11 protein-coding genes are annotated in these 13,769 nt (G+C 45.6%); 5 read left to right on the top strand and 6 right to left on the bottom strand.

What is annotated here, in order from left to right:
- Positions 1-64 precede the first annotated feature (64 nt).
- The 4 genes from J2X75_RS18280 to J2X75_RS18265 all read left to right on the top strand — a co-directional run bounded on the left by J2X75_RS18280 (position 65) and on the right by J2X75_RS18265 (position 4,498).
- Complete coding sequence (locus J2X75_RS18280) at positions 65-778, top strand: response regulator transcription factor (protein WP_105600608.1); 714 nt, start codon at positions 65-67, stop codon at positions 776-778.
- A gap of 40 nt (positions 779-818) precedes the next feature.
- On the top strand, positions 819-2,726 hold the full coding sequence (locus tag J2X75_RS18275) for an ATP-binding protein (RefSeq protein WP_310338691.1): 1,908 nt from the start codon (positions 819-821) through the stop codon (positions 2,724-2,726).
- 262 nt (positions 2,727-2,988) lie between these two features.
- Positions 2,989-3,954 carry a YndJ family transporter gene (locus J2X75_RS18270; protein ID WP_310338688.1) on the top strand — a complete coding sequence of 322 codons (966 nt, stop codon included), beginning with the start codon at positions 2,989-2,991 and terminating at the stop codon, positions 3,952-3,954.
- A gap of 91 nt (positions 3,955-4,045) precedes the next feature.
- Positions 4,046-4,498, top strand: a complete 453-nt coding sequence (locus J2X75_RS18265) for a HEAT repeat domain-containing protein (RefSeq protein WP_150365056.1) — start codon at positions 4,046-4,048, stop codon at positions 4,496-4,498.
- A 251-nt stretch (positions 4,499-4,749) separates the two neighbouring features.
- Here the strand turns inward: J2X75_RS18265 and J2X75_RS18260 are convergent, their stop codons facing one another.
- On the bottom strand, positions 4,750-6,240 hold the full coding sequence (locus J2X75_RS18260) for an aldehyde dehydrogenase family protein (RefSeq protein WP_310338685.1): 1,491 nt from the start codon (positions 6,238-6,240) through the stop codon (positions 4,750-4,752).
- Positions 6,241-6,268: 28 nt separating this feature from the next.
- Positions 6,269-7,354, bottom strand: a complete 1,086-nt coding sequence (locus J2X75_RS18255; protein ID WP_310338683.1) for a 5-methyltetrahydropteroyltriglutamate--homocysteine S-methyltransferase — start codon at positions 7,352-7,354, stop codon at positions 6,269-6,271.
- Between the two features lie 274 nt (positions 7,355-7,628).
- On the opposite strand from J2X75_RS18255, the gene J2X75_RS18250 reads away from it, so the two are divergent.
- A complete protein-coding gene (locus tag J2X75_RS18250) occupies positions 7,629-9,653 on the top strand; it encodes a right-handed parallel beta-helix repeat-containing protein (RefSeq protein ID WP_310338681.1) in 2,025 nt (674 codons plus the stop codon).
- Positions 9,654-9,806: 153 nt separating this feature from the next.
- Here J2X75_RS18250 and rlmH read toward each other — a convergent pair whose 3' ends face one another.
- The 4 genes from rlmH to J2X75_RS18230 all read right to left on the bottom strand — a co-directional run bounded on the left by rlmH (position 9,807) and on the right by J2X75_RS18230 (position 13,154).
- Positions 9,807-10,286 (bottom strand): 23S rRNA (pseudouridine(1915)-N(3))-methyltransferase RlmH, encoded by a 480-nt coding sequence (gene rlmH, locus J2X75_RS18245; protein WP_310338680.1) that lies wholly within the window; start codon positions 10,284-10,286, stop codon positions 9,807-9,809.
- A 249-nt stretch (positions 10,287-10,535) separates the two neighbouring features.
- Entirely contained in the window at positions 10,536-10,703 is a 168-nt protein-coding gene (locus J2X75_RS18240; protein WP_017691462.1) for a CxxH/CxxC protein, read from the bottom strand.
- A gap of 349 nt (positions 10,704-11,052) precedes the next feature.
- A complete protein-coding gene (locus J2X75_RS18235; protein WP_310338676.1) occupies positions 11,053-11,577 on the bottom strand; it encodes a hypothetical protein in 525 nt (174 codons plus the stop codon).
- Positions 11,578-11,876: 299 nt separating this feature from the next.
- Entirely contained in the window at positions 11,877-13,154 is a 1,278-nt protein-coding gene (locus J2X75_RS18230; protein WP_091012220.1) for a S1C family serine protease, read from the bottom strand.
- Positions 13,155-13,769: the final 615 nt, after the last annotated feature.

The following is a 13,769-nucleotide window of genomic DNA, read 5'->3' as shown; positions in this document are numbered from 1 at the left end:
TATCGCTTATAATTATCGTGCTACTCTTCAATTTAAGGGAGATACAGGAATCAAGGGAGGATCTATGGCGGAAAGCACAATTCTAATGGTGGATGATGAAGCGGAAATTATCCAATTAATGAGTATTTATTTCAATAACGAAGGTTACAAGCTTCTGCAAGCAGCAAATGGGATGGAGGCGTTGAAGATTCTGCAGACCAAGCAGGTTGATCTAATTGTACTGGATCTAATGATGCCCAAGATGGATGGTTTGCAGGCGTGTATGAAAATACGAGAGACGAATCCAATTCCCATCATTATGCTGTCCGCTAAAAGCCAAGATATCGATAAAATATCAGGCCTCAGCATCGGCGCAGATGACTACGTAACCAAACCATTCAACCCGCTCGAGCTGATCGCACGGATCAAGTCGCAGCTTCGAAGAATGAACCAGTTCAACTCCGTTTTGGGCAATGCGAACGAAATACATATCGAAAACGTAGTGATTAATAATGCATCCCACACGGTAACGGTCGATCAACAGGAAATCAAATTGACTCCCCGCGAGTTCGCGCTCCTTCATATGCTGGCTGTCAATAGAGGGATGGTGCTGAGTATGGATCGCATCTACGAAGAAGTCTGGAACGAGCCTTTTATGGAGTCGAAGAATAGCGTCATGGTTCATATCCGTAAGCTCCGTGAGAAGATAGAATCCAATCCACGTGAACCGCGGATCATTAAAACCGTGTGGGGGATTGGATACAAAATCGAAAGCGATTTAAAAGCAAGGGGTGAGTAGGATCCAACCACAGTGGCTGTATACGATTCGGTGGAGATTAATGCTGATCATGGTTGCAAGCCTGGTTTTAACAGGCGCAGCTATTTTTTTGGGGTATGTCATGGCGGGAGCGCTGCAAAAAATTGAATATGTGGCTGTCCCGATTAATTGGCTCATTGAATATGCCGGGTCCGTTCGCGTGATGATCATTACCGGTATCGTTCTGTTTCCCATCACTTTCTTCCTAACCAGCCTCCGCTTGGTTCGGGATTTACGCGAAATCAACACAGGATTGCAGGAAATATCGGCAGGGCGGTTCGGGCAAGTTGTAAGGGTTAAGGGTAAGGATGAGTTAAGCGTCATCACGGAGAGTATGAATCAATTGAGCAGCGAATGGGATCATTATCTTGCGGAAATCACACGCGGTCTGGGGGAGATTGCGAGCGGGCAGTTTGACCATCAAATCCCGGAAATTGCCGATCATCAACTGGGAGAGGTAGCACTCAGCATCAACCGTATGAGCATGCAGTTGAAGCATTCGATTGCAGAGGAACGCAAGGCGGAAAAGACCAAAAATGATCTGATCACTGGTGTATCTCATGACCTGCGAACTCCACTGACCTCGATTCTCGGTTTTCTCGAAGTCATTGAGAACGATCGTTATCAGGATGAGGTGGAGATGCGTTATTACGTCAACATTGCATACGAGAAATCTTTGGCGCTTCAGCGATTGATCGACGAATTATTCGAATATACACGGGTCAACAACGGCATGCCTCTGGAACTCAGCGAGCTTAATATGACCGGGTTAATTGGCCAGCTTGCCGAAGAATTCGTACCGATTACCGAGAGTGCAGGCATGGTAATTAGGCTGAACGTCCAAGAGGGAGACTTCAAAATTCAAGCGGACGGGGCATTGTTGGTACGGGCTTACGAGAATATACTCGCCAATGCCATCCAGTACGGGCGGACGGGCAAATATATCGATATTGATATTGCACAAGATGGAGATATGCTAGTTGTGCGAATCCAAAACTATGGAGTCCCCATTCCCGAGCGGGATTTACCCTTTATTTTCGATCGTTTCTACCGCGTAGACAGCTCCAGGTCGAAGCAGACCGGAGGTACAGGTCTCGGTCTCGCCATAACAAAAAGTATTGTCGAGGTGCACGGAGGAGGCATCACTGCGCACAGCAACAAAAAGGCAACCTGGTTTGAAACACGGTTATCGAGGTTCGGACCTAATCAGACGCAAGTGGCTGTTGCGGAAGAAGTTCAAAACGAAATCAATCGGTTACCGACCGTGCTTCCGGAACAAGACCTTTTACCAAAACAAAGAATATTTCCTTGGCTTCGACACCTGTCTCTCTCCAGGATAGCTGCTGTACCCATGATCTTGCTGCTCGTCTGTGCAGTGGTACTATTCAGTATGAAGAATTCATTTACCTCTAATCTCGTGGTGAAGTTGCCTTCCATCTTCTCTGAAAATGACGATTCAACGTTGACGTCAACAAGCGGAAATAACGAGATGGCTTTAATAACAGGCAAGACAGACAAAGGCTATACACTTCTCATTCATGATTACCTTTTCGACGGTCAGAGCCTCAGCATCCAATACTCAATGAAGCATTCTAACCAGATATCGGAGTTGCAGTGGGTGAAAAAAAAATCGGTCAAGCCAACTTTTACTTTGGATGCTTCAACGATAAAGGCGGTTCCCGGAATCGCCACGGATTCAGGTGTAGTTTTGGCCAAAAACGGAACCATCCGATTTTACTTTATTGGGAGCTCGCCACCTCCAGACCAGTTCCTGCTGAGGATCAACGTAAACCAGTTAATCCTATCCGATGGCCCGGGTCAGCAGGGTCTGCTCCCCGGAGACTGGAGCTTCGAAATTCCTGTGAAGAAAAATTATGAACGAAAAGCTAATGGTCAAAGCGCACCCTTACAGGATTCAACTGATTTTTGAAATTAATATTACATTTCAGTACCACTGAATTACAATAAGAGTATCGCCGGACAGACCTAGTAAAGGAAATCAGTATCGGCATGTTTAACCCTACAATATTAAGCCAGGAAGAAATTATATTCTTATTCATTCGATACCACAGCTCCTTTTCCTTTACTAAAGCACTGTTTCATAATATATCCAGCTTTCGTCTTCTTGGGAAAATCATAGTACTGATCGGCAGACAGATCTTACGATAAACGTAGGTTAGAAAGGAAACCCCATGAATAGTTCCTTAAAGCAACTCATGAGATCACCCGCATTTCCCGGTGGAATCATAACCATTCTGATATTTTCCCTTGATTACTTTCAATTCGAACTTGTTGAAAAATTTCTACTGTTTGCGGCTTTCGTCATTGTGCCTCTTGTGATTTCGCTTTTGAACCATGACGTAAAAAGTAAACATCAACGAGTGATTTATGCTGCTATGAAATGGCTTCAATTTCCCGCTGCGCTTTTTACTCTAGCTTCGGTAATGAGTAATAAGATGTGGGGGTTAGAAAGTACGACAATCCCAGGGATTCTGTCCCTTGGGTGGCTACTGTTCACACTGCTGCTTGGCATCTATGGCTTGACCACTATTGTGATCTCTAAAGGAAAAGCAGCGGAAATAGCGATTGGCGCGGGGCTCGTTTATTTTTTTATTGGGGGCATTTGGTTTACTTTATATCAATATCAAGTAAACCTCTTCCAGGCTAATCCTGCAACGCATGCATTAAGCTCGGTTCACTTTCATTTTTCATCTGCGATCGTTCCAATTTTTATTGGTGCACTGGGACGCATCATGACGAAGAAAAGCTGGTATCCTTGGGTTGTTGCCATCGATATCATCGGACCCATATTGATTGCTATTGGTATGATTTTCTCCAAGCCAATTGAATACATTGGTGTCAGTTTGTTCGCCTGTAATATTGTGGTTTACACCGCTTATCTCCTTACTTACTTGAGAAAAAAAACTTTGGATATTAAGGCAACCATCTTTTTAGGCCTTTCTTGCCTAGCCTTTTACACAGTGGTTGTTATTTCCATCTTCTATCCGTTACTGAAAAATATGTACTCCTTAACCATACTCGATTTTATTCCCATTTACGGATCTCTGTATGCGTTTGGTTTTGTTTTATGTGGACTGATTGGTTGGGTGTACACAGTAAACTTCATTAAGGAAAAGGCTAGCCAATCGGCTTCATAGGAGTAGTTTAGTCAGGTTCGTGCTATAATAGTGATCACATAAATAACATTCATCATTCTGCCGAGATGGCGATGATTAAGGAGATTGAATTTTGACGAACAACCATGATACTGGAGCAGTTAACCAACTACCGGAAAACTTTGAAGAGCTCAAACGAGCGGCTAATCGGACGTCAAGCTGGAGAGACAGACTGAATGCGGTGAACGAATTGGGGAACTGGAATACAGAACCTACCATTAAGTTGCTGCAGCATGTTTTGAAAAATGATCAAGTGTTTCAAGTGCGCGAAGCCGCATATCTCAAGCTGAACCAGTTGGATGAAGATGTACAAATGCCTGCCAAAAACAAAGGTGAGCTGTTTAAAGGGACTAACAAAATTTTGCTGCGGATCAAAAAAAGCCTTCCTGAAGGTCACACATTTGAGGAATTTAAGGAAAAACTGCAAAAGACACGTCTGGATCTCTATGATACTTACGAGGGCGACAAAGATGCTGAGTTCGACTCCTGGCTCCATGGAATTTGGGAGACACTAGGTAGAAGATAGCCGCCGTTCACCGTGTAATAGCTGAATACAAAGCCACTCCAAAAATGGAGTGGCTTCTTTATTTCTTCTGCGTCATCTCCACCAGATATGGTTTTTTTTCTCTAAAAAAGTCACCACTGACAAACTGATCTGACAAAAAAACGCCCTGTCTACTGATTCTTAAAAATCAGTAAACAAAGCGCAAAGTTAGAGCATACATTCAATTTCACATACACATTCCCTGTATGATGAGAAGTTGTGTGCTATAAGATTTATTCTGGTATATAAGGAAGATCCAGTGTCTTCGGAACGTTGATGACATGCTTTTCTGTATACGTGCGGATACCTTCCGCGCCGTATTCACGGCCAATACCCGATTGCTTGAAGCCACCGAAAGGGAACCGAACGTCGAGCCCCTGCACAGCAGCTGTATTGATCATGGTCGTTCCAGCTTCGAGTTGACGTGCGACGGAGATGGCATCCTCTTCTTTCCCCCACACAGAACTCGTCAATCCATATATGCTTTCATTGTGTAGATGAATAACCTGCTCTTCATCGTCAAATGGCAGAATCGGAACCGTAGGGCCAAACTGTTCCTCTACGACAATCGGATCATGAACATCGCAACCCAAAACAAGCGTAGGTTGTAGGTAGTAACCTTGGTCAAACAGCTTCTGATCCAGAATTTTCCCGAGAGGGATGACCTTAGCCCCGCGCTTTTGCGCATCTTCCACCAAACCAAGCACGTAATTCTTCTGCTTCAGGTTATTAACCGGGCCTACCGTCGTATTTGAATCAAAGGGATCACCAATTCGAATCCAACGATTCGCCGCTTCTATATATTTTTCCACGAACTCATTATAAATAGAACGGTGTACATACACACGTTTGGCAATCATACAGATCTGTCCTGTTGTCAAAAAATTAGAAATGACAATCCGGCGCATGGCTCGCTCATCATGAACATCAAAGCTTTCCAAGAAGATAGCCGCATCATTACCACCAAGCTCAAGCGTCATATCCTTAATCGTTTCCGAAGCTGCTTTGATAATATGCTTAGCGGTCGCGGTCCCACCTGTAAAGGCGATCTTCGTAACATGAGGATTCGTAGTCAGTTCAACGCCCACATCCGCATCACCATGAACGACATTGATTACACCAGCCGGGAACTCACTCGCAATAATCTCTGCCACCTTCGCTGCCGCCAGCGGCGCATATGGACTGGGCTTAAGCACAATCGTGTTGCCCGCAAGTAAGGCAGGAGCGATCTTAATCGTAGATAAAGCAATGGGGTAGTTCCATGGACTAATCGCTGCCACCACACCAATGGGATCATAGGAAAGAATCGTTTTACCATTCTCATGCTCTTGAATCTCTTCCTGTAGAGCCAATGTAACTTCATTACATGCAAACTCCATCCACATTAACGAAACATATATCTCACCGTGTGCATCATACAGGGGCTTGCCATGCTCTCTGGACAGCAAATGCACAATTTCACTCTCAGCTGCTCTAATCTTCTCGATCGCCTTGCGCATCATGGTAATGCGTTCATCAATGGAGGTCTGCTTCCAGGTTTTAAAGGCCACTGCCGCCGCTTCAATCGCTTCAACCGCTTGTTCTTTCGTAGTGACAGGGAAATAGCCTACGATCTCGGTTGGGTTGGCCGGATTTTCTTTTGTAAACTGCGAAAGGGATTTTACATTTTGACCATTAATGAACGCTTCAACGATAACTGTCTCTTGGTCTGCTTGAATTGTCATTTTACATCCCCTCCGTTATTTAGTTGGATTAATTCCAAACTTCTTCTGCAATTTCCTTCACATAACGAAGTTTACGCCATTGTTGTTCTTCCGTTAGAATATTACCTTCTTCTGTAGATGAAAAACCACATTGTGGGCTCAAACAAAGTTGCTCAAGTGGTACATAGGTTGCCGCCTCTGCAATCCGGGCTTTAATTTGTTCTTTATCCTCTAACTCGCCTGTTTTCGATGTAAGTAAACCAAGTACGATTTTCAAATCTTTTCGATTCACATATTGTAATGGCTCAAAACCACCTGAGCGCTCATCATCAAATTCCAAGAATAATCCATCTACGTTTAAGCCTCCAAAGATAACTTCAGAAGCGTACTCGTAACCACCCGTTGAGAAATAATTTGATTTATAGTTACCGCGACAAATATGCATCGTCACAACTAAATCTGCCGGTTTATGAGCCAAAGTTTCGTTAACCATTCGCTGCATCGTTTTCAACTCTTCTGCCGGTTCCAGACCTTTAGCACGCAGCTTATCGTGACCAGCTTCTGAGAATAGGTCTGCCCAAGCGGTATCATCTAATTGCAGGTATCGACATCCCGCATCATAGAAAGCTTGAATGGCTTTTTGATATGCCGAAATCGTATCCTGAAGGAATTGCTCCCGATCCGTATAGATATTGGCGCCATTTTCCAAACGATATAGAAGCATGTTGGGACTTGGAATGGTCTGTTTCGCCACTGCGTCACCTGCATGCTTTTTCAAAAACTCAAAATCCTTAACAAAGGGATGACTCGAGAAATCAACTTTACCAACAACACGAATCCCGCCCTTGCGAGTCTGCATGTTATGGAATTTTGGCCCGTCTATTTGCTCATACAACTCTACGCCATCCAAGCCGCCCAGAAAATCAAAATGCCACCAGCTTCTGCGGAATTCACCATCCGTAACTGCCAATACGCCATTTTCCTTTTGCTTTTCAATAATTCGAATAATCTCTTTATCTTCCACAGCTCTTAATTCCTCATATGTGATGTTACCTGATTTATATTGTTCACGTGCCTGACTTAAATCTGCAGGACGTAGAAAGCTACCTACATGATCATTACGAAATGGTATCATAACTATTTCTCCTTCTAACTTTTTAGTCTAATGAGTATAGCATGATGGAAAGGAATGCTTGTTATATGAAAAATGCATGACTGGTCATAGCTTTTAACAATAGCTAGAAGACCTCAAAAGCAAAAAAACACAACTTCATAGGGTAGTGGATGTAGTTTACCTTATATCAATATCAATTTAGCCTAATATTCGAATTCCTATCTCTCCCATTATATTTATTTCCTAGTATAATAACGGGATACAACAATAATTTTAAAATAGAAGGAGAGTTGTTATGGAATATCATGTATCCATACATGGGAATGATCAAGGAAAAGGAACAGCGGATCAGCCCCTTCGTACCATATCACGCGCTGCGGCTTATGCCATGGCTGGTGATACAGTTATTGTTCATGCGGGAGTATACAGGGAATGGGTTAACCCGGCTAATGGGGGAACAGCGGAGCATAGAATCGTATATCGATCCGCAGGAGACGGGGAAGTAGTGATTACAGGAGCTGAGCGGATTACCAACTGGAAGTCTGAAGGAAACCATGTCTGGAGCACAGAAGTGCTCAATTCCATCTTTTCCGTTCGTAATCCCTATGAGGTAGAGCTCAGTGGAGACTGGTTATTTGATGGGCCCTTCCCAATTCATCTCGGCGATGTCTATTTGGATGGCAAATCATTGTATGAATGCGATAGTATTGAAAGCGTTAACAACCCTGAAGTTTGGTCCGAAGCCAAGTATCCCAAGGATTCATTGTTAAAATGGTATGCCGAGGTTGGTTCTACGACAACCAAAATCTGGGCCAACTTTGGTGGAAAAGACCCTCGTAAGGAAAATGTAGAAATTAATGTACGTCCTTATTGCTTCTGGCCTGAGAAACCGGGACTTAACTATATCACCGTGAGTGGCTTCACACTTCGTCAAGCCTCTCCTCAATGGGCACCGCCTACGGACTATCAGGAAGGTTTGATTGGACCTCACTGGAGCAAGGGCTGGATTATTGAGAACAATATCATCAGTGAATCGAAGTGCGTTGGGATTAGCCTGGGTACCGAAATCGGTACAGGTCACAGCAAGTCTTTGGAGAAGCATAGTAAAGGTGGTACTCAACGGGAGCAGGAGGTTATTTTACGAGCATTACGCTCCGGCTGGCATAAAGATCGCGTCGGTAGTCACACTGTTCGAGGTAATGTGATTCATGATTGTGAACAGGCAGGCATTGTGGGTCATATGGGAGCAGCGTTCAGCCGCATTTATCGGAACCGTATTTATAATATTCACCACAAACGACTCAGACATGGTGCCGAAGTTGCGGGAATTAAACTGCATGCTTCCCTGGATACTCAAATCAGCGAGAATATCATGTATAGCTGCTACCGTGCGCTTTGGCTGGACTGGCAGGCACAGGGCACTCGCATCAGCCGTAATGTATTTTTTGACAACATTTCAGAAGACCTCTTCGTTGAGGTGTGCCATGGTCCATATATGGTCGATCACAATCTATTTCTCTCTCCGATGAATTTCAGAAATATGGCTCAGGGCGGGGCATTTGCTCATAATTTATTTGCAGGCCGATTTGTCGTTCGTTCCGAGATTACCCGTATTACCCCATATCACTTCCCTCACGAGACGGCCATGGCCGGATACTCCAATATCACGGGGGGCGATGACAGGTACTACAACAATATCTTCTTGGGTGACAATGATCCTAATAAGGAGCCTGTGCCTATTACCTTCTTTGAGCATCTTCCACTTAAACCAAGAGATGAAGTTGGAGCGGACGGGAAGACGGTCATGGATGGTGTTCCGGACAATTCCATATGTTATCTGCATGCTGTGGGACTTGGAGGCTACGATCAACATCCTGATGTGAAAGATAAGAAATGGTGGGAATACACCAAAGAGGAGCTTATGGAGCTTGGTGATGCCGCGAAGGATTTCTTTATAGGCAATGCGGTTCTTCCGGTAGCTATGGGTGGCAATGTATTTCTTAACCATTCGGTTCCAAGTACTCATGAATCCGATGCGGATATATATACTCAGAAGGGTATAAACGTTGAGATTGATCCTGCGCTAGGTAAGGTGCACATTCAGATCCATGATCCGGAATTGCTTCGGGGAACCTCTGCAATGTTAGTTACCACAGATCTGCTTGGAAGAACGTATCACGCCGATATGAAGTATGAGGAGCCGGACAGCACTCCATATCATTTCGACTCCGATTTCTTCGGAACAAAGAGACCCGATGCAGTTGTCACACCTGGTCCCTTTGAATTAACCAAAAAGGGTACTCTTGATTTTGAAATTTAAGTTTATGATTGAGGGTCCAGTCATGATTTTAGGTGATTGGATCCTCTTTGTGTGTAAATCCTCTATTCCGCTAATCGGGATAAAGGCTCTTTTGGTGAAAGATGCTCTTTTTTCTTTAGGGTGATCTCTACTTTTATCAAAAGCATTCCGCTGTTACTTGTGGTACGGTTCCCCCCGATTGATCTTCACAGCGCGATAAATCTGCTCCACCAATACCAGCCGCATAAGCTGATGCGGCAGGGTCATGCGCCCGAAGCTCAAGCGCTGCTTCGCGCGGCGCAGCACCTCATCGGAGAGCCCATGGCTTCCTCCGATGACAAACACGACATGGCTCGTCCCATACGTGCCGAGCTTGTCGATCTCCAATGCCAGCTCCTCAGAACTCCAGAGCTGGCCATCCAGTGCGAGCGCGACAACATGCGCCTCGCTCTTCACATGCGCGAGGATGCGTTCGCCCTCGCGCTCTTTCGCCGCCCGAACCTCAGCTTCGCTCAGGGTATCGGGCGCCTTTTCGTCTGCGACCTCGATCATCTGAAACTTGATGTACGGGGCGAGCCGCTTGGCATATTCCTGAATACCCAGCGTCAAATATTTTTCCTTCAATTTGCCTACGCCAATAATCTGAATAAACATGAAAATCCATTCCTCCTGAATTGTCTTGCGAGATATTCTATAAGTAAGATGCTTCATAGCATCGTTCGTTCCAACCATATTATCTATACTACACATTTCTCCAAATTCTAACGTGATTCTCCCACAAAGACAAAAAGAGCGCTCATCACGCTCTCCTTGGCTTCTTGCTGTGATGTTCATACCGGATGGAAAGTCAGCCCGAAGCGTCACCTTAAGTCACGCCACCGGCCATCTAAGTCCTACAGTACGCTAAACGACGAGAAATTCCGCATGCTGTTCGCACTCTGCGCACTTCGCAGGCGGGTCCCAATCGGCAAATTCCGTCTCCTTCAGATCAACGATATCTGGAGCGTCCTCATACTCATCGACAAACATGTCGATGGCAATGTCCACGTGTTCTTTGCATACAACGTACATCCGTTAAGCATCCTTTCTGTAACCAGCTATGTTCCCGATTCACAACCGCTTATCCCATTACAGGATAGCCACTTCTCAGTTCTATCACACCTGCCGCCGAAAAGAAACCCCCAGCCCTAATTTATCGTGCCCAACCTCCACCAAACCTCTCCATTCGCCGTAAAAGAACACAAAAAGCATCCTTCCCGATACCTCCACGGTACCCTGAAAAGAATGCTCCTCTGACAGTAACAATCCAATTCACATAGCAAATGAATCCTGCGCCTACGCCTGAATTGCGAAAACAGAGTTACGTATTCCCCTATTCTGTTCCAATCCATTCTAAGAATAGCCTCTAACCCATACTCTTTTAATTCAATCCCGACTGTGCCTTCGTCAACAGCTTGCCACCTTGAAAAGCAATAACTGCATTGGCACCATTGCCGGCTGTGCCTTTATAGTTGTAAACCACCATATTCTCCGCTTCACTCAGCGCTTCACCTTCGCCGCCGAGGATCTCGATGACATCTCCCACAGACATGCCAACCTCAAGCTTCTCATACTGGGCAAAGGTAATCAGCACCCCATCGCCTTTCCCGGCCGATCCGTTGTTTCCCGATGCTACAGGCGTTTGACCACCAGCCTCACCTACCGTAATCACACTTGTACTCAGCTCATTCAACTTGGTCTCAAGTGCTGCGATCTTTTGCTCCTGCTCAACGCTCTTGGCTCCCTGCTCCACCAGTTTCTTCTCAAGCCCAGCAATTTTCTCTTGCAGAGCACTTGTATCCACGGATGCTCCTGTCGTAGCTACCTCAGATCCACAAGCAGACAGCATAAACAGTGACAGCGCCAAGCTCGTTCCCCCAAGCATCGTTTTCCTCAACCGTTTCATTATAAATACCCCTTCCATTCTAAAATAAAAATGTGATCGACAAACAGATGTTATTGCATCAGCGACCGTCTCCAACATATTGACAACAGTTTACCACAGCCCTAGTCTTATGTATCTGCTCCTTTGGCTCCGGGTCTAACTGATCATGAGAACATAAAAATGGTTGATCTACTCATTTACTGTCGAACGAACAAGTCCACCATAATAACTAAAAAAGAGTGGTCAGTTGATCTGATCACTCTTCTAGCATTCCCTATTTCAATCCACGCAACATTATGGGATCGCTCGTTGATCTTCCCTTACTCCGGTTTATCCGTCAGCTTCACTGATACCTTCTCAGCTTTGCCATCCCGGTAGAAGGTCACTTCAATCGTATCCCCAATCTTCTTTTCATCGTACAGATACTTCCGCAGATCCAGCGTGGAGGTAATTTTTTGCCCGTCAAATTCCGTAATGACATCATTCAGCTTCATACCCGCATCAGATGCCGGACCCGATGCCTCCAGCACAACCACACCGCTGTCCACATGAGATGGCAGCTTCAGATCTTTGCGCTGCTCGTCATCCAGTGGTGCATAAGGGTTGCTCAGATCAACCGTGTACACGCCCAGGTATGGACGAGATACTTTGCCGTTCAGTAGCAGGGAATCTACCGTTTTCATCACTTCGTTCATCGGAATCGCGAAGCCGAGTCCTTCAACACCCGTATCCGAGATCTTCATGGTATTAATTCCTACGACTTTGCCGTTTAGATCAACCAAAGCACCGCCGCTATTGCCTTCGTTAATCGCCGCATCCGTCTGGATCACGTTTTGCTCCCAGTCGTACACCCCGTCCTGATTAATCGATACAGGTAGAATACGATCCGTGTAACTGACAATTCCGGATGTCAGCGTACCGCCAAGACCGAGCGGGTTCCCGATCGCCAGCACCGTTTGACCGCGTTGAAGTTTGCTGGAATCACCGATCTCCGCGACTGCACCCAGCCCTTTATCTTCTGCGGATAGTACAGCAATGTCACTCACACGGTCTTTACCGACCAGCTTCGCTTTATGTGTCTCCCCATCTACGGTCACAATCTCCAGATCACTCGCACCCTCCACGACGTGGTGGTTGGTCATAATGTAGGCCTTGCCATCTTCCTTCTTGAAAATGACCCCTGAGCCCAGCGCCGAATCTTCCATCGACAGACTGCTACCCGTTTTATGGTTCACAATGCTCACCACGGAAGGACGAACATGGGCTGCTGCCTGGATAATCCGGTCGTATGGATCAGCTGCCTGTGTTGCCTGTGCACTGCCTCCACCACCGTTGCCTGTAGCATTCGCCAGCGGTAACGATGTGGGCTGTGTGATGAAGCTAAACAGCATGACGGTCACGATGGAGCTGATCACCGAGCTAATCACAGCTACCTTCACTGTGGAACTGATTCCCGTACGCGATCTGCGCGGATTGCTCCAGCGGTCACGTCCACGTGCCCTGCCTCCAGGGCGGATGATCTGAAGTTTGCCTTTCTGTTCAGGTTCGGCGCGTCTTGATACTTTGGTTGAATAAAAATCGTCTCCAAACAATCCCATCGTGATCCTCTCCCCTTCGTTGTCACGCATCAAGACCCTGACTGCCGCCTAAGTTGTCGCATGGTTCAACGATGGTGTTCTTACGTTACCCCACTCCAGCCACAGCCGAGCTTTCGATCGCTGTTACTCACAAATTTCCATCCCACTTTCAGGGTGAAATTTGTTCATAGCGTATGCTCCCGAAGTAGCTTTCCTTCAGAAAGCTTTCCGGCGAACGCTACGCTTCTCCAGCCTCGTTCTGTGTCTTTCGTTACGTGCGTACCGTAAATAACCTCTCGCTTCCCATGCTTTTTTGCAATTTTATAAAATGGTCTTGCATATCGCCGCATCCCGGCATCAAATCAAGATACAGCGTCTATGTACAACAGAACGGACACGCCATTCTGTCAGTGACTCTATCAATCATGCTCTCGCATTCTATGACATGCCATTTCACACGCAAAACAGCCAAAATCACAATGCTCCTCATATACTAAACACGTCAAATCACAAAAAGTTGCATATTTACGAAAATTAAAGCAAATTTCCGCTATAACGCGCTTAACAATAAAGGTCCATAGTATCTATCACCACAAAATCCGGTCCGCTAAGCGCCATTTTGGCAAATTTGAAGAA

Source organism: Paenibacillus sp. 2003, from assembly GCF_031455635.1.
Classification (GTDB): domain Bacteria; phylum Bacillota; class Bacilli; order Paenibacillales; family Paenibacillaceae; genus Paenibacillus; species Paenibacillus amylolyticus_B.
This window is presented reverse-complemented; position numbering and strand designations above follow the sequence as displayed.

Coding starts and splice junctions, on each gene's coding strand:
- J2X75_RS18230 (WP_091012220.1), bottom strand. CDS start 13,154: ATGGGATTGTTTGGAGACGATTTTTATTCAACCAAAGTATCAAGACGC.
- J2X75_RS18280 (WP_105600608.1), top strand. CDS start 65: ATGGCGGAAAGCACAATTCTAATGGTGGATGATGAAGCGGAAATTATC.
- J2X75_RS18270 (WP_310338688.1), top strand. CDS start 2,989: ATGAATAGTTCCTTAAAGCAACTCATGAGATCACCCGCATTTCCCGGT.
- J2X75_RS18260 (WP_310338685.1), bottom strand. CDS start 6,240: ATGACAATTCAAGCAGACCAAGAGACAGTTATCGTTGAAGCGTTCATT.
- rlmH (WP_310338680.1), bottom strand. CDS start 10,286: ATGTTTATTCAGATTATTGGCGTAGGCAAATTGAAGGAAAAATATTTG.
- J2X75_RS18250 (WP_310338681.1), top strand. CDS start 7,629: ATGGAATATCATGTATCCATACATGGGAATGATCAAGGAAAAGGAACA.
- J2X75_RS18235 (WP_310338676.1), bottom strand. CDS start 11,577: ATGAAACGGTTGAGGAAAACGATGCTTGGGGGAACGAGCTTGGCGCTG.
- J2X75_RS18255 (WP_310338683.1), bottom strand. CDS start 7,354: ATGATACCATTTCGTAATGATCATGTAGGTAGCTTTCTACGTCCTGCA.
- J2X75_RS18275 (WP_310338691.1), top strand. CDS start 819: ATGCTGATCATGGTTGCAAGCCTGGTTTTAACAGGCGCAGCTATTTTT.
- J2X75_RS18240 (WP_017691462.1), bottom strand. CDS start 10,703: ATGTACGTTGTATGCAAAGAACACGTGGACATTGCCATCGACATGTTT.